The following is an 18,899-nucleotide window of genomic DNA, read 5'->3' as shown; positions in this document are numbered from 1 at the left end:
AGGCGGGGGGATTGCCGATGTGGCAAATTGCCGCACCTCCCGGGCGCCTATAATGCGAGGCATGTGCGCCATGCCCGCCCCGCAGCCGCCGCGCCAGCCCGAGTGGCAACACAGCGGCCCCTATCTGCTGCTTGCCATCCTGCTCCATGTCAGCATGCTGTTCTACCCGCTCAGCCGGGCCAGCCGCCAGCTCGACATCCCGGAACCCGGCCCGGTTTTCGTCAGGCTTGCCGAACAGCCGGTGCAAGCACGGCCGGTCGCTCCGCCCCCCCCCTCGCCCAGTCCGCCCGCCAAGCCACAGCCCAGCGCCCCCCGGCCAACTCCGGCGCCGACACCGCGCCCGGTCATCGCCATCCCCGCCGAATCGGCCCCCGCCCCGGCGACCTTCAGCGTCCCGGCACCGCCTCCCGCCCCACCCCCGGCCGTGACATCCGGAGCGCCAGCCAGCGTTGCAGGTCATGCGCCGATCACCGTCAGTGCGGCGCGGTTCGATGCCGCCTATCTGCAAAATCCACGGCCGACCTATCCCCCCATTTCCCGCCGGCTCGGTGAAGAAGGCAAAGTACTGCTCAAGGTGCGGGTCACGGCGGACGGCACGGCGGCCACGGTGGATCTGGAAAAGACCAGCGGCTTCGAGCGCCTGGATGCAGCTGCCCGGGACACGGTCGCCCGCTGGCGCTTCGTTCCGGCCAAACGGGGGGACGAGGCGATCGAGGCAGCGGTCATCGTGCCGATCGTATTTCGCCTGGACGATTGAAACCGGAAAGGTGGACGTGACGACGGGGACCGAAGTCCCCGCCGGCTGTCTTGGGTAATAAGGCTTCAGCGGCCCCAGCTAGCCGTTTTTAGGCGGCGATAGCGAATTGCTCATCATTGGCAATTATGGATTTGTGCGGATTACGTCCGTCACCTCTCGGGTTGCCTGCGCACCTTTGCCCGCCCTGTCGAAGCCAGTACACCCCCAACCAAACACACTCAGCCGAATGCCCTTGGGTGGAGGTGAGGGGAATCGAACTCTTATCTAAGGAAAAAGTTTGAATTTTGACTGTGTGTGTTAGTACAATGCCCCGCAGAATAGTCTATACTAAATCATGCACCACCGTGCACTATTGCAAAAAGCAGTCGTTGTTACACTTAGTGACAACCTGACAGTGGTGAGCAGTTGTTTTTTGGGGTGACCGACCCCATAATCAGGTTATGGCTGTTATTCCGGTGACTCGGAAACGCTCTGGACAGGGGTTCGATTCCCCTCACCTCCACCTAAGCCCATAGGGGTACAGGCTGGGAACATACCAAGCTGTTGGCTTAGGTGGGGGTGTACTGGTTTCGACAGGGTGGAAGAAGAGAAGCAGGCAGCTCGAGAGGCGACGGACGTAATCCGCGCAAATCCATAATTGCCAACGATGAGCAATTCGCTATTGCCGCCTAAAAACGGCTAGCCGGGGCTGCTAGAGCCTTGTTACCAAAGATAGCCGGCGGGGACTTCGGTCCCCGTCGTCACGTCTAAGTTATGCGCTTCCACGAGCGTATTTAACGGTTGCCTGATGCCACCTGGCTGACGTATTAAAGGACAGCCACCGACCCATTTCGGCCTGTCGGCTTTCTCCTAAGCAGCCATTCGGCCAAAGGCAGTCTCTTTGAACTGGGGGGCTACAAAGCGGCCGCTGGCAGCTTCACCCTACCGGCCACAACCCGCCGCCCATCTTTTCGCCACAGCGGACATTCATGTGTCGTCTCCGTTCCAAAACCTGCCTGATGACTTACTTAAACGCTCGGAAAGCCTCGTCAATCGGGGAATAGAGTTCGGTTTCTGCGGCAAAGTGAGCTAACGGCTCCAACGCCAAGGACTGGTCTACTTAAAAGCCACTTGATTTAAAGAGACGGTCGGTCTAATATAAAAAGCATGGAAACTCAGCTTTCAACTCCCCGTAGGCGTGGCCGCCCCCCCAAACCCAGAGAGTCTTTGGTTGAAACACGTGATTTGCTGCTGCGCGCCGGCTTGGAAGTTCTGACCGAGAAAGGTTTCTCGGCCACTGGCATTGACGAAATCTTGCACCGTGTCAGCGTTCCGAAAGGGTCTTTCTATCATTACTTTGAAAGCAAAGAGGCCTTCGGTGCAGCGTTAATTGCGCAATACGCTCATTTTTATGCTCGCAAAATTGACCGTTATCTCAGCGACAAAACACTCTCTCCGCTCACGCGTTTACGCGCTTTCGTCACCGGCGCCCAAGCTGGCATGGCACGCCACGATTTTCGGCGGGGCTGCCTCATCGGAAATCTTGGGCAGGAAATGGGCTCCCTTCCAGAAAGCTTCCGCAGGCAGTTGCAAGCGGTTTTCGACGATTGGCAGGCAAGATTTGCGCGTTGCCTGATGGCAGCTCAAGAAGCAGGCGAGCTTTCACGGCAAGCCGATTGTGAACAACTGGCTGCTTTTTTCTGGATTGGCTGGGAGGGTGCGGTGCTGAGGGCGAAGTTGGAACAAAGCGCAGAGCCGCTTGAAGTTTTTGCACGAGGTTTTTTTGCTGGGTTACCCCCCGGCTAATTTTTTTGCCTTTTACTAGACGTTCGGTCTAAATTACCAAGGAGACTCATATGTTCAAAGGGATTTTGATTGAGAAGGACGAATCCGGTTACCGCGCCGGACTGAAAGACATCGACGAATCACAATTGCCTGATGGCGACGTGACCGTTCGCGTCAGCCATTCGACACTGAATTACAAGGATGGCCTGGCAATTACCGGCAAAGGCCCCGTTGTCCGCAAATTCCCGATGGTCCCCGGCATTGACCTGGTCGGTACCGTTGAAGCGTCTTCGCATCACGGATACAAGCCCGGTGATGCGGTGCTGCTCAATGGCTGGGGCGTCGGCGAAGGTCATTGGGGTGGCTTGGCGCAAAAAGCGCGGTTAAACGGAAATTGGCTGGTACCCCTGCCGGCCAGTTTTACGCCGCAGCAGGCCATGTCTATCGGTACGGCGGGCTATACCGCCATGCTCTGTGTGCTGGCGCTCGAACGCCACGGTGTAAAGCCGTCAGATGGTGAAATTCTGGTGACCGGTGCGGCAGGTGGCGTCGGCAGTGTCGCCACGGCCGTGCTGACCAAACTTGGCTACACGGTGGTTGCTGTGAGCGGTCGGCCAGCGGAAGCAGACTATCTGAAAGGCTTGGGCGCCAAAGAAGTGCTCGACCGTGCGCAATTCTCGTCGCCTGGCAAGCCCTTGGGTAAAGAGCGATGGGCCGGTGCGGTCGATGTCGTGGGTAGCCATACCTTGGCCAATGTCTGCGCCACGACCAAATACCGTGGTGTCGTAACCGCCTGCGGGCTGGCCGGCGGCATGGATTTTCCGTCGTCAGTCGCACCTTTCATTCTACGTGGCGTGACCTTGGTTGGTATCGACAGCGTCATGTGTCCGACACCTGACCGGCTTGAGGCATGGCGACGTTTGGGCTGTGACCTGGACATCGAGAAGCTGGGCGTTATCAGCCGCGAAATCGGTCTTAGCGAGGTCATGCCATTTGCCACCAAATTGCTGAATGGTGAAGTTAAAGGGCGTGTTGTTGTCGATGTGAATCGCTAACACTTGAGCAGGTACAGAAAGCCTCGCAGGAACTATGCGGGGCTTTCTGAAAGCTATTGTTGCGCGCTATTGGCATTGGCGGGTGACGGCTCCGCACCGTTACCTGACATCACGGATGTTTGCTCACCGAGCGTCGGCTGTGGGTCGGGACGCGAACTACATCTCTTCAGGTTCGTCGCCGTAAAGCTGCCGTTGGAGTTTCGCTTCCCGGTAGTAGCCCTTGGTCACTGAGTGCAGACGACCCAAAACGGACATAGGCCGGTTGAAAAAGCGGACACTCAGGAACGTGAAGGTGAGGGGCGCCGGGCCGGCCCCGCCGGCACGGTGTCCCAGCGGCAAAGCCGCGCATCGACCGTAGTGTTTGGTGCGGACTGGCGTGGAAGTCCGGGGTGACTGCCGATTGAGATAGCGAGCAGGAAATTAGGTATAGGTGCGCCACAAAACGTGAAGCACAGGCATGCCGGCGACTACTGACAGAAATAATGCCCCGCGACGCGACGGCGCGAAGGATGGCATGCCGTTCTTGATGAAAAACAAAAAAACAATGAACGGCCAAAAGAGACAAAGTGCAACTACGACCTCAATGTCTTTACCGAGTGGTGGCGTAATGCCAAACACGAGATATGCCGCGGCGATGGCGAAATAGACGACAGCTGATGCCAGAACGACCAAGCCCTGTGGTGTGTAAACAAGTGGCCCACGAAGGAGTGCGATAACCGGCTGGTGTGTATAGTCCACGAAGCACCTAACGTAGAGGTGGCCGGCGCTGCGCGGCTTTATCGCGCAGCGTCCAGAGAGCGAAGCGAACGGGGTTGAGCGCCGGGTTAGCGCTGTGTAGATTGGTTGTTACCATGTGTGTTCATCGGTGTGATTTGAAATAACTTTTCCGTTCTGGGAATATATCTCGCAGGAGAAAGCATTCGCCAGAAACCCGGAAAACCAAGCCTGGTGATGCACCAAACCATTCTTAGGCTCCCAGGACGCGAGACTGGCCTTCGCGGTCTCTGCCTTGACTGAGAGAGATTGAATCGATTCGCCCACGATAATTGAGTTGCAGAAAGTTTCGGCGTTTTGTTTTGCTGAAGCATCCAGTTGCTTGGGCACAACCAATAGAAAAAGAACTAACCCCACCACTAGGGCACAAGCAGCCCATATTATTTTTACCGATGCATTCACTATGTCCACGGTGCGGCGCTAACGTAGAGGTGACCGGCGCTGCGCGGTTTTATCGCGCAGCGTCCAGTGACCGAAGGGAACGGGGGCGACCGCCGGGTTATGCATTGGTGTCCCCATTCGAGAGGGTGGTTTTCGAGCGCCCAGTGCGAGACCAAACAAGCCACCAGACAAACACTGCACCGGCCAATGCAAATGGCGGCACGACCATGAATAGGAGAATGCCAAACCCCAGGTCGTCACCCAACTCGGCCCGAGAGTTCATGCCCGTCGAGAGCATTTCGTAGTAGGCAGCAAGCTCAGCCGCAAGCCATGCAAAAGCAGGCAAGCTGACAAAAGCAGCAGTTGATGCCAGAAGTACGCGCAGACCTTTATGCATAACTTTGTTAACCGGAGACAGTTTTGCTGCATAACTCCGGCGGCTGCTCCCTAATTGTGTAATGGCATATCCCTGTAAAGCATTGCAGTTAAAGGCTTTCCAAAGATATTGCTTGAAGATTATGGCTGCTAAAAAATCGAGAAAAGCGGCGCTTCAATACGTTAGCATAAACCAACGCGCCTTGAATGGCTGCTATGGGCAAAAACCGCGAGCGACGGCTCATGGCCGGTTTGCGAAATTCCTACCTTCAAATTGCTCGCCGAAAACCGGCCGTTCGGCTCCGCTCGACGCGACCAATTCAAACGTAACAGGCAACGGCAGGTAATGGCCGGTTGCTGCCTCAATACTTAGTTCACGACAATGCAATTATCTGGTCGGCGCCACCGTAATGAGAAAGCTGTTTGCATAATGGCCCTCACCTGCCGCACTCCGCTGCGCTCGCTTGCCTCCTGGCTCGTTCGGCTACGCCGAGCCAAGCCCAGGTTGCTCTCTATTGGAAACCCGATTTATCAAAATTTCGAATGAGCAAACCATTGAGTTTTAGCTGGTAGTTTTACCGAGAATACACATTAGAGGACGAATGCCACTTCTCTTTGGTGGGCTAAAGCCGGCTTGCGAACGGCTTCCTCAAAAGTTGGCTTGCTTCCCAGAAACACAACTTGCTCAATGCCACGAGTGAGCCCCGTGTAAATCAACGAATGGTCTAGAATGCGGGACTTCGACACCACGGCGGCTACGCGCCGGAACTGGCTACCCTGTGCTTTATGCACCGAAATCGCATGTGCCAGCGTAAGTCGGTCGGCCACTTCTGCAACAGGAATGAAGTGCGTCACACCCTCGAAATCAATATGCAGCCCTACTGTGCACTCGTTGGTCACCGCGGTAATACGGCCCAGTGTTCCATTCATCAGCCCTCGGTCATAGTCATTGACTAGATGGATAACCGGCTCGCCGACACCAAACTGAAACCCAGTCAGGCATTCGGTGCTGCATGCCTCGTGAAACTGGAAATTGATGGCTTCGATGCCGCAGGGACCATCTTTGATGGCACCAAGCATCTGGAAGTCGTCGCCAGACCAATCGGCGGCTAACCGCTGCAAATGGCCCTGCACTTCCTCCGGCACGCACTCGATGAAGCTGACCCCAGGCGCCCGGCCACGGTAGGCGTCAAGGTCAGGCACCTCGTGGTCGCGAATGCTCGCCGCAATTCCCGGGATGCCGGTTGCAGCAGCCTGGCGATGCACCTCCGTCAATTCCACCAGCGGAACCAAGGGGCTTTGAACCAAGCGGTGGAATACCAGGCCGAAGCCGATGGGTGGCAGTTGTGCCGGGTCGCCGACCAGCAGTAGTCGCGCGCCTTCGGGTAAAAATCGCAGGAGCCGGAAAGCCGTCGGCAAATCGAGCATCGAGGCCTCATCGACGATGACCAGCGTATCCGGCGTGACTTCAAGCATCCCTTCCTTGACTTGATGCAGGAAGCGCGCAATGGTCATCGCCTCGTGGTCAGTTGCCTCGCTCATCCGCTTAGCTGCGCGCCCGGCCAAGGCCATTTGCAGCACCTTCAGATTGAGCCGCTTGGCGATGTCGATGACGATACGCAACACGGTGGTTTTTCCCACACCTGCACCACCGGTCAGCACCGAGAACGGCTCCGTAGCCGCAAGCAGTACCGCCTCGCGCTGCTGGGCATTCAATTCAAAGCCTTGAGCAGCTTCATTTTCGGCAATGGCGCCTGCCAGCCAATCCATGCCCACCTCGGCGTTAAACAGCATCGATTGCCTTGGTGCCTCCCCAGCCACCATCGCCCGGATACGCTCTGCGATACCAGATTCCAGGGCAGCAGCACCCAGGGGCTGATAACCCTCAACTGCATTTCCAACGATGGCGCCTTCTTGCCATGCCAGGTCGATGGCCGACCTGGCATGGTGGGCATCCAGGGAGAGAAGTTTGGCAACCCGCTCCACAAGCCTCCCCGCCGGCGTCAGCGTGTGGGCGTCCTGTAGACGTTCATACAGCGCAGCTTCCACCGCACCAACGAGGCGGCGCGCATCACCCTTGACGACACCGAGCTTCCCCGCCGCAGAATCCGTCACCTTCCAGCTAGCAAAAGCCAGCATGTAGTAGGGATTCAGCTCGAGCATCTCGATAGCATCGCCACCCCAGACCCGGCGTAGTTTGTTGGCAATCCGGACATCAAAGCCATACTTATCCAGGAAGGCGACTACTGCGCCCTCGGCACGCTTTTCTGCCCAGACTTCGACGAGCCGGTCGGCCATTGAAGTCGTCAGAACGCTCCACAACGCTTCCGCATCGCCGGCATCCAGGAGTGAGACCAGCCCATCACCGAAAGTGGCATAGAGGGCAGCTGCCTTGCCTTCACCAATGCCAGCGAAATCTGGATGGCTGGCCAGGTAATTGATGACGAGGCGCCCTTTAGGGACAGCGTAGCTGCACTGTTTGGCGTACAGCTGCCGTCCATATTTCGGGTGCTCGCGGAAGTCACCCGTAACCTCCCAAGCCTCGCCAATCGCGGGGTGGCGAGGCAGGCAGCGCGGTCCCGCTACAACTCGTATACGGGTGCCTTCGGCATTGAGCCCCGAGAAGATTGCCGAACCATTGCTGGCAAGGTGCGTGAGGACCCCGACCGTGATGGTGATTGTTTCAGGCATGGCGCTCCGGAGGCGCTGGAATTCGCCGCCCCGTTTCAATCATCATGTCCTCACGAGCAGTTTGTAGCCTCAGCGCTTTCAGCTGACGGCGTAGCTCCGCATTTTCGGCCACCAAGGCAGCATTTTGCTGTTCTAGTTGATGAACGCGTCTTTCCAGAACCTTCGCTTTTGCGTCAAGCCCACCCTCGCTACGCACACGGCGACTATCCGATGTAGCGCCCTCTTGAAATGCCTTAACTGGCGAGTCAACCTTGACGTCAGCCAGAAGCGCTTTCAGTTGAGGATTCTTGTAAAACGACTGTCGTGGTATTCCAGAGGCCTCTGCAATGGCACTGATGCTGAGCGCCCCATCTTCGTTGCGAGGCAGCACATCAACAGATTCCAGATAGGTCCGAAACGTCTGTACGTACTCGGCACCAACCACCTTCCCGCTTTTCATGCCTTCCTCCCAAGCTTTCCTTCCTGCTCAAGAAGGGTGCGATATGCCTGCAAAAATGCCCGAGCACGTTGCCCACTCACGATGACTTGGCGACCAACTGGAGCCGCTAGGTCACGTATTTCCTCTTTTTCAAAATCGACCTGGATAACCTCAAATTCAGCATTGATTCTTTCCAGTATCAGCTTGAGAGCCATGACTGTATTACTGAAGTCGACATGCGGGCTTGCCCCCCCTGAAGAAACCGCATGCTCTTCTTCAGTCAACGCTACCGTTGATGCCGATAGCCTATTTTCCAAGGCGGCAACGCGGCCCCTGAGAGTTTTTGCTTCTAGTCGTGCATCGAAGAGCTTTGCCTTCAGCAACTCAGGCGTCGCGTCATCATCACCAACCAAGGCGCTTGCGCCGGGCTGAGAGGCTAGATGGTTCAGCATAAGGCGCTTGTAAGCGGAATTGCGACACAAAGTAGTTCGATGGACACCTGTCCGCTCGGCCACCTCGGCAGCCAGAGGCTGCAACCCCTCAAATCGCAGCTTTCGCTTCCGTAGAATACTCAGAGCATCTTCAATGAGTCGCAAATTGCTACTTAGCTGGGCTTCTCGATACCCGGAGAAATTATCAGTTCCTTTCGGGGCCCCCATTAACGGATTCTCCCGAGCAGACTAGGTCCGGATACGACCCCAAGTTCGTTTCGTTTGCCGCCTGACAGCATTTCGGCAACAGCAGGAATTCCGACCCCCTTGGCATCGGCCATTGGCTTGATGAGGCTCGCAAAAGCTGCCAATTCGCTGTAGGGCTCGAGGTCAAGAAGCGCGGCATCATCTTCGCGGCCGGCGCGGGCCATGATGATTTGCACATACTTGGTTGCGCGAGCTCTGACCTCGGGAGATTCCAGCGATGGGTAGGCGTTCGAGTCCGCAATCCGCTGAAGGAAGAACTCTGCCGTAGTCGAGTCTCGAGTTATAAGTTGAAGGTGGCGTTTCACCATTTCTGGTTGGTCTGCATGATAGCCCTCATGATGGGGCCCCATACTTTGCATCTTGTCATGCAAAATCTGGGAAGATAGTTGCCAGCCTATAAGCTCTTTTGCATCCAGACTTTGGGTGCGGTGCAATGCATCTTTCTGACTTTGCGTCGCACCTTTTCGGGTTGCCAAGGCTTGGATTTGAAGAGCAGTCATCCGAATACGCTCCTTTAACTCATTTTTCTTGGCTGCGATGGCCGGCAAATGGTCGATACACTTAACCGCGAGGGGGCACAGGCCACAGCGTTGCAATCCCCCTGTCCTAACTATTATTTCCGAGGGACACTGATTGCCCACCGGGCAGACATGGGTCGGGTGCCAACGAATAACACTGGATGGACTCCGGCGCAGCAATTCAATGCTGCTTTCTTCATCGGAGGTTAGGTCATTTAAGGACCACAGTGCGACCCCGGGCATAAAGCCGAATTCCTGAATCGCCTTATCACGGTCAATTGAAAATGCCGTGCGTACAGAGCTATCCGCGCCTTCGTTATCGATGTACCCCGCACCACTACCGTCGACGTCATAGGCTACATCTTTCAGCCTAGCCTCAATTCTCTCCAACTTACCGACAATCCTGGCTTTAGAGGGAACTTGGTAGTGGTTGGTGGTTACCGTTTGGGTATGCCCTAACTGTTCGGCGATTTCGGAAACCTCGAGGTCTCCGTCCTTCAAGGTTGCATAGGTGGACCGCGTCGCATGCGGCGTATGTACCGTGACAAACTTTACCTTACAGAATTGAAGTGCATCCTTGTCGCGAGTGGTATCCAAAAATGAGCCGCTTGCATCAACAGCGGGCTCAATCGTAACCAAACCAAGCTTCTCCCGGTAACCATCTACGCCCTGGAAAGCATTGTTATAGAAATCCTCAAACCCTGTCAGTAACTGTAGCCACCTCGCGCTGTAGGTGTTGTCGCCAAATGGCATCATGCCTTTATATGAGCGAAACAACGGTACAATCGGGTCGAATCTGGAGTTTTTCCTACCTTCATACAGAACCGCCTCATCTACATCCAAATCGGCAACTCCTGCCTGAAAATAGGATTCAGCGAGAAGGCTACGCCGCACCCGCCACGAGACATACGTTGTCCAAGGTTCATCACGAGATTTGTCGGTATTGACCAGAAGAAGGGTGAAGCTCTCAGGCGGCTCCCATGTATGTAAAAGACCTATTCGCGTATCCACTCTACTTACTGAATCCCAGGCAAACCTATCTAGCCACTGTACATTCTGTCCGCGGAGCCCTGTCTCCACCATGGTGAGAAGCATCCGAACGATGGTGAGATGTGGCATATTCAGCACCATCACCCGATTTTCGCCATAATTCAGCCGGCATCCCTTCACATAGATACCGGCAAGCCCTTTTGGATTCGCCCGAATTGAGCGTCTGGCTACCGGATAAATGCTCGGAATCCAACGAACTGGTAGCACCTCCCCTCGGTAGCGCACGTACGGAACATACCCCCAGGCAGCAGTGTTATAGCCATACACCTCCCCAAAGGGCAAATTCTTAAATCTATCGGTGCTATAGGCACTTTGTTGCAGGTATTCACCAAAAGCTTCTAGGGCTTGGCAATAGAACACCAAGAGCGGGAACACATCCTCTGCAAAAGGAGTTTTATTGGTTTTGGTTCTTGCTGAGGACTTAACACGGTCAAAGTCGAGGCGAATTGGGTTCACCATCTTCTTTCCAGCAATCAGGTCGTTATCCTCAAATGCGGTGATAACAAACTGAAAGAAGCGCTGCCAATGCCCAAGCATGATGTTTTTCCCATCAGGCAGTGGCCGACGTAAATGCAGTAACTCAACCAGGGTTTTGGGCAGCACCGCATCAAGGCCGCCTTGCTCACTGTGAAAAACCGTTCGCGACACGAAAAGGTATCGAGCAAATTGCTTAGGCGCCGATGGCAACTCAACGGAATTTTCTATGTGAGTTTCATTCCACCAAGGCAAATACATCAGCACATAATCAACCAACATGTGCAGACTCATTCGGACCTCTTTATCGGTCTCGTAATTGGCTTCTCGGTGCGCAATCCAAGCATTCATGGCCGCAAACCATAACCGGCCCATTTCTTGAATTCGGATGTGCTCACGGCCTGGGTAGGTAGTTGGAGTTTGTAGCCAATTTTCTTTACGAAAATCGGTGGTACGACTCCCCGCCAATGACTCAAAGTAGCGCTCCGGAGCATCAGAGTCTCCGCTAGCTGCGATTTCCCGCAAATTCAAGATGAACGGCGGCTCACCCCGGTTTGCTCTTCGATTTTGGGCCATCTGATTGTTCTTTTGCCGCCGTATCGCAATCAGTTCCGGAGTCTCAACTCGCTCCCGTTTATGTCCATGTACTCGCATCCCGGCAAAGTTTTTCGGGTCACGCCTAAATTCATCAAACGGCATCAGTAAAAACTGCGAAGAAGCTTGCCACATCATGAACTGATGCCGTAGCTCCCGGGACAGAAGGTTCGGTGCCAATGACTCAAGAGCATATAGGAATGGCAACACAGCCAACGCACTTCCCGTTGCAGCGAGTTCCGGGGCATGCCGGACAACTGATTGGGTTACTCGCGCCAAGTCATCAATGGAAACATCGCTCACATCCCTCCAATCCGTAGCAGAAACCAAGGAGGCGATTCGCCGGGAGCCTCGTTCCGGTAAATCTGGGTCGTCGCGAAGAGCCTTGTATGCTTGCAAGACTAGGGGCCGCACTCGAACTGCCTGGAATTCAGGAAACTCTTCTTTGGAATAGTCTTGATGTGCCGGCAGCAATATTGCTGCGTTGTAGGACAAATCTAGTAACGCAAGATTAACTGCTTCGCGTATCCGTGCCCATTCTCGATAATTTGTTGTATGCGGGAACCCAAGAGTTGCTGCCAGCGCGAACAAGTCCTCAGAGGGGTTAAATATGGCCTTCTTAACCTTACCCCAAACCAACCCCTGTACATCTATTAACTGGCTTTCCAAGGAGCACAGCGGTTGTGGCTGCGGCCATGATGGATATGCCGAGAGGGCCATTTCAGAGGCTGCTGCGCGTAATGCAGACGTAGCCAATGGAAAAAACTTCTCGGGCTTAATAGCTAGTTGAATTTCACTCGATTCGTTTATCACCGGCGCGCTCTCGATGTGATTTGACCATCCGTAAGCAACCGGGATGCGATTGCCGGCGGCAACCCTGTCATCGAATCTTGATGCGCCATCATTGCTTGGTCATGTCGAACAAGCTTTTCCATGAGCTTAGCTGGTCTTGGACGAGCGTATTTTCTTGTTGAATTGATGTCTTCATGGCCCATCAAAAGTTGCACTTCAGCCTCAGTCAAGCCAGGCATAAGCTGACCAGGTACATTGAAATCGTTCAGCATATGCATCCCGTAGGCATGTCGAAGGGAGTGCACTGTCATGACATGTTCAGGGGCAAATGGAGGCCCCTTGATTCCGGCACGAATAACTGCCGCCGTAAAAGCTTCATTCAGAGTTGAATCAGCCGCCTCGCGCAACGGCTTTCCCGCATGCTGGCCACGAAGATACTGGAACACAAAATTATTCCCATCCACTGGCAACACATATTCTTGCTGTCGGTATTGCAGCAAAAACTCGAAGAACCAACTACGATAGGGCTGCCGAAGGTAGGTCCAAGAAACTACGCGGCCCTTGAACCTTGAGAATCTCTCGTCTTCAGGCAAATCTCGGCCATATCGCGTGTAATCTGGGTCGAGCACGTAAACCGTTTCGTTCTCAAAATCGATGTGCTCCCACTCGAGATTGAGTGCCTCCGAGCGACGTATGCCGCTAGCGGCCAACAACGTCCACAAGGCCTTATCTCGCCAAGAGAAGGTCGCCTCCAGAAGCTTAGGAAACTGCGCCATCGGAAACTCAAGCAGCTCGAGGTCCGCCTGCTTTTTCCGCTTGCGCCCGCCCGACAATCCTCTTGGGCGCGACAATTCACTTCCTCTAAAACGAATTACACCGCCTAACATTGACGATTGCTTGATGTGTTGAACCTCGGCTCGAGACAGCATTGATGCGCCGTCAATGGCTTCAAGCAAGGGGGTGTAATCGAGTGTGCTGGCCTCGACCAGCTCTTTGGTCACACCACCGCGCAGCATCGCGATTTCGCGGGCTTCGTTTTCCAGCATGGCACATAACCGCAAGAAGCGATTAAGGGCAGCCAAGGTGTTGTCCCAACTGCCGGGCTGGAGCGCACGAATCTCCAATCGATTAGCGACTCGCTTCAGTGCGGCTTCTCGTTGCCTAAGCTCGTCTGCCACGCCCGTTACATCCCGCTCGATAGCAGTGGCCCCCAGAGAGATGTTCTCTCCATGCGAAAGGAGCAGAAGGTAGTAGTCGATGGCCTGGTTGACTGCACTTCGCGTCACAGGCCCCTTGCCGAGAATTTCAACCTCGTAGAGGTAGTCTATAAACCTGGAGACAACAATGGCATAACGCCGTCTTGTTGCAAAGGCATCGCCTGCTATCGAGCGACAAAACTCGTCAAAGACGGGAACAGGAAACCCATCACAATCCGTGAGGCGCCAGCTTACTTTGCCGACGACGACAACCTCTTCCCTTTTTACATTCTTTAAAGACATAAACGCTCCCTTGTGCACCGTTATCTTACGCAGATAAAGATGCACAAGGCAAGCGCCTTAAAAACTTAGCAAAATCTAGGTAGTTATCCGCCCTTCGGTCGGATTAAAAGTGCACAAAACACACCCTTAGATAAGAACCCCTGTCCAGAACGCCTCCAGATTGCCGGAATTACAACCATGCTCCGGATTATGGGGGTGGGGTGGGGGATTTTCAAGGGTGGTTTTGTAACCGCCCGCACTCGTCAGTGGCTGCACCACATGCGACGGTCGCCACCGCCGAAAACGTTTCTCGAACGCTCGGTCGCCGTCAGCGTCGAGCGGACGCGCATCGCGGTGGCATCGAACAGCACATTGAAACGGGCCGGCTCGTTCCAGTCGTCGCAATAGCGCCATTCCCAGACCAGTTCGTCACGCGCCTTGAAATAGACGGTCCACGCCGGAACCGGCGGCCCCAGCGTACGCAGTACGTCGTCGGTCGTCATGCCGGCCTGGATGCGGGCGAAGTGACGCATGTCCAGCACATTTTCCCGGCTAACGAGGTAGCCCATCGCGTCGCCGCGCACGAAGAAGGTGTGATAGCCCATCGGGCCGCGCGGATAGACCAGCGTCTGCCCACCATCGGCCTCCGTCCAGCGCATGGCGGGGACGCCCATCAACTGCTCGACATCCTCGATCCGGCTGCCCGGCTGCAGTCCGAAGCCGTCGTAGGCAGCACAACCGGCGAGCAGGCTGACGATCAGCAGAATGACGGGGAAGCGACGGACCATGGTTCGCTCTTAGGCCCGCTCGGCACTCAGCAAACGCTCACAGTAGCGGGCGATCAGATCCACTTCGAGATTGACCTTGCTACCCGGCTTGAGGCGGTTCAGCGTGGTGTTTTCCAAGGTATGGGGAATCAGGTTGATGGTGAAATCGCGGCCCTTGACCTCGTTGGTCGTCAGGCTGGTGCCATCGACGACGATTGAGCCCTTGCGCGCGATGAACTTGGCGATGTCCTGCGGAGCCCGGATTTCGAGCAGGCGGTTGTCGCCGACTGCGTCAAAGCGCAACACCTCGCCGACACCATCGACGTGGCCGGACACTAGGTGGCCGCCGATCACGTCGTTGAGGCGCAAGGCCTTTTCCAGGTTGACCGGCCCCGGCTCGGAGAGGCCGACCGTGCAGGAAAGGGTTTCTGGCGAAACGTCGACAGCGAAGCTGTTGCCTTCCTTGGCGACGACCGTCAGGCAGACGCCGTTGTGGGCGATGGAGTCACCGAGTGCGACCTCCGAGATATCCAGTTTCCCGGCATCGACATGCAGGCGGCAGCCGACTTCGCGCGGGGTGATTTCGGTTATGCGGCCGACTGCCGCGATGATTCCAGAGAACATGGCAAAACCTGTCGAAAGCAAAGAAATGAACTTTATCACGCCCGGTTGACCGCCTGGCTTGCACGAAAGGGCGTTTGGCCCTAGCTTTTCACCTTTGCGTAACTGATTTACCCAGAGGAGACAAAACAATGAAAAAGACCGTGCTTGCCGCCTTGCTGGCAACCCTTGCCACGACGGCCATGGCGGACATCAACGTCGGGGTGACCCTGTCCGCCACCGGCCCGGCCGCCTCGCTCGGCATTCCGGAAAAGAACACCATCGACCTGCTGCCGAAGACCATCGCCGGCCAGAAGGTGAATTACATCGTGCTCGACGACGCCTCGGACACGACCACTGCTGTCAAGAATGCGAAGAAGCTGATCAGCGAAAGCAACGTCGACCTGATCATCGGCTCGACCACGACCCCCAATTCGCTGGCCATGGTCGACGTTGCGGCCGAGGCCGAAACCCCGATGATCGCCATGGCCGCCTCGGCGCGCATCGTCGAGCCGATGGACGCCAAGCGCAAGTGGGTGTTCAAGACACCGCAGAACGATGCCCAGATGTCGACCGCCATCGTCGAGCACATGACCAACAACAACGTGAAGACGGTGGCCTATATCGGCTTCTCGGATGCCTATGGCGAAGGCTGGTGGAATGAATTTTCCAAGCTGGCCGAGGTGCGCAAGATCAAGGTCGTCGCCAACGAGCGCTTCAATCGCGTCGATACCTCGGTCACCGGCCAGGTGCTCAAGGTGATGGCCGCCAAGCCGGACGCCATCCTGATCGGCGGCGCTGGCACGCCGGCCGCCCTGCCGCAGAAGTCGCTGAAGGAGAAGGGCTACAAGGGCATCATTTACCAGACGCACGGCGTCGCCAACAACGACTTCCTGCGCGTCTGCGGCAAGGATTGCGAGGACACCGTGCTGCCCACCGGCCCGGTCCTGGTTGCCGCCCAGTTGCCGACCGACAATCCGGTCAAGAAGTCGGCCATGGAATACGTCGAGAAATATGAAGGCGTGCACGGCAAGGGCAGTGTCAATGCCTTTGGCGGCTATGCCTGGGATGCCGGCACCCTGCTCGCTCATGCTACGCCTGTCGCATTGAAGAAAGCGCAGCCGGGCAGCAAGGAATTCCGTGCCGCGCTGCGCGATGCGCTGGAAGCGACGAAGAATGTGGCCGGCGCCCACGGTGTGTACAACATGAGCGCCAACGACCACCTCGGCCTCGACCAACGCGCCCGCGTCATGGTCACCATCAAGGACGGCACCTGGAAGCTGGCCAAGTAAGGCTTGAACCGACGGGTCCGGTCCGGAAACGGGCGGACCCTGCGTGGTAAACTTAACCTTTTCCTTTTCCGGAATGAAATGATGATCAAAAAACTGACCCTTGCCGTTCTGGCCACCCTGTCCACTGCTGCGCTGGCCGACATCAACGTCGGCGTCTCGGTTGCCGCCACCGGCCCGGCCGCCTCGCTCGGCATTCCGGAAAAGAACACCTTCGCGTTGCTGCCGACCACCATCGGCGGCGAGAAGGTGAACTACATCGTGCTCGACGATGCCACCGACCCGACCGCGGCGACCAAGAACATCAAGAAGCTGATCAGCGAGAACAAGGTCGACGTCGTCGTCGGCTCCTCGACCACGCCGAGTTCGCTGGCCATGATGGACGTCGCCGTCGAGAACGAAACGCCGCTGATCTCGATGGCCGGCTCTGCCATCGTCGTCGAACCGATGGACGACAAGCGCAAGTGGGTGTTCAAGACGGCCCAGAACGACGCCCACATGGCGACTGCGCTGGTCCAGCACATGACGGACAAGAACGTCCAGACCGTCGCCTTCATCGGTTTTGCCGATGCCTACGGTGAAGGCTGGTACAAGGAATTTGCCAAAATCGCCGAGGCCCGCAAGCTGAAGATCGTCGCCAGCGAGCGCTATCAGCGCAACGACACCTCGGTGACCGGCCAGATCCTGAAGATCATGGCCGCCAAGCCGGATGCCGTGCTGGTCGGTGGCGCCGGCACCCCGGCTGCCCTGCCGCAGAAGGCGTTGAAGGAAAAGGGCTACAAGGGCCTGATCTACCAGACCCACGGCGTCGCCAACAACGACTTCCTGCGCGTCGGCGGCAAGGATGTCGAAGGCGCTTTCCTGCCGGTTGGCCCGATGGTCGTCGCCGCCCAGCTGCCGGCCGACAACCCGGTGCGCAAGTCGGCCCTGGAATACGTCACCAAGTACGAAGCCGCCCACGGCAAGGGCAGCGTCAGCTCCTTCGGCGGCCACGCCTGGGATGCCGGCGTACTGCTCCAGAACGCCATCCCGGTCGCGCTGAAGAAGGGCAAACCGGGCACTGTCGAGTTCCGCCGTGCCCTGCGCGATGCGCTGGAAAACACCAAGAACGTCGCCGGCGCCCACGGCATCTTCAACCTGACGCCCAACGACCACCAGGGTTTCGACCAGCGCGCCCGCGTCATGGTAACTATCGAAAACAACACCTGGAAATTGCTCAAGTAACACGGTGTTACGGGCGCCGCTCATCCGGCGCTACCGACCCTGGACTCCCGCTGCGGCGGGAGTGCCTTTTTTAGCCATTACCGCCCCAAGGTCACATGGACCTCCAGATTCTTCTCCTTCTCGGCCAGGACGGCATCACCAACGGCGCCATTTACGCGCTGCTCGCCCTCGCGCTGGTTCTCGTCTTCGCCGTCACACGCGTCATCTTCATTCCGCAAGGCGAATTCGTCGCCTTCGGGGCGCTGACCCTGGCCTCGCTGCAGGCCGGCAAAGTGCCCGGCACGGTCTGGCTGCTGCTCGGCCTGGGTACCACCGTCGCGCTGCTCGACGGCTACCGGCTGGTGCGCGAAGGGCGCTACGCCAAGCTGCCGACCCTGCTCATCACCCACGTCGGCGTACCGTTGATCGCCGCTGCCGGGCTGTTCGCCATGCCGCCCAGCCAGTTGCCGCTGTGGGCCCAGGTCGTCCTCGCCATGTTGCTCGTCGTGCCGCTCGGCCCGATGATCTACCGGATTGCCTTCCAGCCGCTGGCCAGCGCACCGGTCCTCGTCCTGCTCATTGTCTCGGTCGCCGTGCACCTGGCGCTGATCGGCCTCGGCCTGCTCTTCTTCGGTGCCGAGGGATGGCGCACACCGGCCTTCACCGACATCAGCTTCGAACTGGCCGGTGCGCCGCTGCAGGGGCAGACCATCCTGGTCGTCGTCGCCTCGGCCCTGCTCATCATCGGCCTCTATTTCTTCTTTGAACGGACCATCTACGGCAAGGCCCTGCGCGCCACCGCGATGAACCGCACCGGCGCCCGCCTGATGGGCATTCCCCCCATCCTCGCCGGCAAGTTGTGCTTTACGCTGGCTGCCGCCATCGGCGCCTTCTCCGGCATCCTGATCGCGCCGATCACCACGATCTACTACGACTCCGGTTTCCTGATCGGCCTCAAGGGCTTCGTTGGGGCCATCATCGGCGGTCTCGCGTCCTACCCGTTGGCTGCCCTGGGCGCCATCCTGGTCGGCCTGCTCGAATCCTATTCGTCGTTCTACGCCAGCGCCTTCAAGGAAGTGATCGTCTTCACCCTGATCATTCCCGTCCTGCTCTGGCGCTCGCTGACCTCGCACCACATCGAGGAGGAAGAGGAGAAGAGTGATGACGTCGCCAGCAGCGGGACACCCGGCAAGACCGCCAGACAGAATCCGCTACGCCGCC

14 protein-coding genes, 2 other RNA genes and 1 pseudogene are annotated in these 18,899 nt (G+C 57.0%); 7 read left to right on the top strand and 10 right to left on the bottom strand.

Annotated elements, in window-relative coordinates; all coding sequences use genetic code 11:
• Positions 1-70: 70 nt before the first annotated feature.
• A complete protein-coding gene (locus K420_RS21030; protein WP_269746422.1) occupies positions 71-757 on the top strand; it encodes an energy transducer TonB in 687 nt (228 codons plus the stop codon).
• Positions 758-774: 17 nt separating this feature from the next.
• Here K420_RS21030 and ssrA (K420_RS20030) read toward each other — a convergent pair.
• Positions 775-1,091: a transfer-messenger RNA gene (gene ssrA, locus K420_RS20030) on the bottom strand.
• A 20-nt stretch (positions 1,092-1,111) separates the two neighbouring features.
• Between ssrA (K420_RS20030) and ssrA (K420_RS20025) the strand changes: the two genes are divergently transcribed.
• The 3 genes from ssrA (K420_RS20025) (at position 1,112) to acuI (ending at position 3,576) form a co-directional block, all read left to right on the top strand.
• Positions 1,112-1,500: a transfer-messenger RNA gene (gene ssrA / locus K420_RS20025) on the top strand.
• A 403-nt stretch (positions 1,501-1,903) separates the two neighbouring features.
• Entirely contained in the window at positions 1,904-2,542 is a 639-nt protein-coding gene (gene acuR / locus K420_RS0105145) for an acrylate utilization transcriptional regulator AcuR (RefSeq protein WP_027457120.1), read from the top strand.
• Between the two features lie 50 nt (positions 2,543-2,592).
• Complete coding sequence (gene acuI, locus K420_RS0105140) at positions 2,593-3,576, top strand: acrylyl-CoA reductase (NADPH) (RefSeq protein WP_027457119.1); 984 nt, start codon at positions 2,593-2,595, stop codon at positions 3,574-3,576.
• A gap of 420 nt (positions 3,577-3,996) precedes the next feature.
• Here acuI and K420_RS20405 read toward each other — a convergent pair whose 3' ends face one another.
• The 9 genes from K420_RS20405 to K420_RS0105100 form a co-directional block, all read right to left on the bottom strand.
• Positions 3,997-4,314, bottom strand: coding sequence for a hypothetical protein (locus tag K420_RS20405; RefSeq protein ID WP_157275017.1), 318 nt, complete (start codon positions 4,312-4,314; stop codon positions 3,997-3,999).
• Positions 4,315-4,849: 535 nt separating this feature from the next.
• The gene (locus tag K420_RS18195) at positions 4,850-5,128 is read right to left on the bottom strand and encodes a hypothetical protein (protein WP_198293800.1); all 279 of its coding nucleotides are present in this window, start codon (positions 5,126-5,128) and stop codon (positions 4,850-4,852) included.
• A gap of 569 nt (positions 5,129-5,697) precedes the next feature.
• Entirely contained in the window at positions 5,698-7,797 is a 2,100-nt protein-coding gene (locus tag K420_RS0105130) for an AAA family ATPase (protein ID WP_027457118.1), read from the bottom strand.
• Entirely contained in the window at positions 7,790-8,236 is a 447-nt protein-coding gene (locus tag K420_RS0105125) for a DUF6262 family protein (RefSeq protein WP_027457117.1), read from the bottom strand. The genes K420_RS0105130 and K420_RS0105125 overlap by 8 nt, the downstream gene beginning before the upstream one ends.
• Positions 8,233-8,667 carry a hypothetical protein gene (locus tag K420_RS0105120; RefSeq protein ID WP_157275015.1) on the bottom strand — a complete coding sequence of 145 codons (435 nt, stop codon included), beginning with the start codon at positions 8,665-8,667 and terminating at the stop codon, positions 8,233-8,235. The genes K420_RS0105125 and K420_RS0105120 overlap by 4 nt, the downstream gene beginning before the upstream one ends.
• A 206-nt stretch (positions 8,668-8,873) precedes the next feature.
• Entirely contained in the window at positions 8,874-12,362 is a 3,489-nt protein-coding gene (locus K420_RS0105115) for a site-specific integrase (RefSeq protein ID WP_198293799.1), read from the bottom strand.
• Entirely contained in the window at positions 12,359-13,885 is a 1,527-nt protein-coding gene (locus K420_RS0105110) for a tyrosine-type recombinase/integrase (protein ID WP_027457114.1), read from the bottom strand. The genes K420_RS0105115 and K420_RS0105110 overlap by 4 nt, the downstream gene beginning before the upstream one ends.
• 197 nt (positions 13,886-14,082) lie before the next feature.
• A complete protein-coding gene (locus K420_RS0105105) occupies positions 14,083-14,607 on the bottom strand; it encodes a hypothetical protein (protein ID WP_027457113.1) in 525 nt (174 codons plus the stop codon).
• A 9-nt stretch (positions 14,608-14,616) separates the two neighbouring features.
• The gene (locus K420_RS0105100; RefSeq protein WP_027457112.1) at positions 14,617-15,210 is read right to left on the bottom strand and encodes a riboflavin synthase; all 594 of its coding nucleotides are present in this window, start codon (positions 15,208-15,210) and stop codon (positions 14,617-14,619) included.
• A gap of 128 nt (positions 15,211-15,338) precedes the next feature.
• On the opposite strand from K420_RS0105100, the gene K420_RS0105095 reads away from it, so the two are divergent.
• The 3 genes and pseudogenes from K420_RS0105095 to K420_RS20820 all read left to right on the top strand — a co-directional run.
• Positions 15,339-16,478 carry an ABC transporter substrate-binding protein gene (locus K420_RS0105095; protein ID WP_027457111.1) on the top strand — a complete coding sequence of 380 codons (1,140 nt, stop codon included), beginning with the start codon at positions 15,339-15,341 and terminating at the stop codon, positions 16,476-16,478.
• Between the two features lie 78 nt (positions 16,479-16,556).
• Positions 16,557-17,699 (top strand): ABC transporter substrate-binding protein, encoded by a 1,143-nt coding sequence (locus K420_RS0105090; protein WP_408605859.1) that lies wholly within the window; start codon positions 16,557-16,559, stop codon positions 17,697-17,699.
• 95 nt (positions 17,700-17,794) lie between these two features.
• Positions 17,795-18,829: pseudogene (locus K420_RS20820) on the top strand (branched-chain amino acid ABC transporter permease); the annotation flags it as partial.
• Between the last annotated feature and the right edge of the window lie 70 nt (positions 18,830-18,899).

It is taken from the genome of Dechloromonas agitata is5 (assembly GCF_000519045.1).
GTDB lineage: Bacteria > Pseudomonadota > Gammaproteobacteria > Burkholderiales > Rhodocyclaceae > Azonexus > Azonexus agitatus.
This window is presented reverse-complemented; position numbering and strand designations above follow the sequence as displayed.

Bases quoted from the DNA above. Each gene is read 5' to 3' on its own strand.
- K420_RS18195 (WP_198293800.1), bottom strand. From the start codon at position 5,128: ATGCATAAAGGTCTGCGCGTACTTCTGGCATCAACTGCTGCTTTTGTC.
- K420_RS0105130 (WP_027457118.1), bottom strand. From the start codon at position 7,797: ATGCCTGAAACAATCACCATCACGGTCGGGGTCCTCACGCACCTTGCC.
- K420_RS0105105 (WP_027457113.1), bottom strand. From the start codon at position 14,607: ATGGTCCGTCGCTTCCCCGTCATTCTGCTGATCGTCAGCCTGCTCGCC.
- K420_RS0105125 (WP_027457117.1), bottom strand. From the start codon at position 8,236: ATGAAAAGCGGGAAGGTGGTTGGTGCCGAGTACGTACAGACGTTTCGG.
- acuI (WP_027457119.1), top strand. From the start codon at position 2,593: ATGTTCAAAGGGATTTTGATTGAGAAGGACGAATCCGGTTACCGCGCC.
- acuR (WP_027457120.1), top strand. From the start codon at position 1,904: ATGGAAACTCAGCTTTCAACTCCCCGTAGGCGTGGCCGCCCCCCCAAA.
- K420_RS0105120 (WP_157275015.1), bottom strand. From the start codon at position 8,667: ATGCTGAACCATCTAGCCTCTCAGCCCGGCGCAAGCGCCTTGGTTGGT.
- K420_RS0105090 (WP_408605859.1), top strand. From the start codon at position 16,557: ATGATGATCAAAAAACTGACCCTTGCCGTTCTGGCCACCCTGTCCACT.
- K420_RS21030 (WP_269746422.1), top strand. From the start codon at position 71: ATGCCCGCCCCGCAGCCGCCGCGCCAGCCCGAGTGGCAACACAGCGGC.
- K420_RS0105095 (WP_027457111.1), top strand. From the start codon at position 15,339: ATGAAAAAGACCGTGCTTGCCGCCTTGCTGGCAACCCTTGCCACGACG.
- K420_RS0105100 (WP_027457112.1), bottom strand. From the start codon at position 15,210: ATGTTCTCTGGAATCATCGCGGCAGTCGGCCGCATAACCGAAATCACC.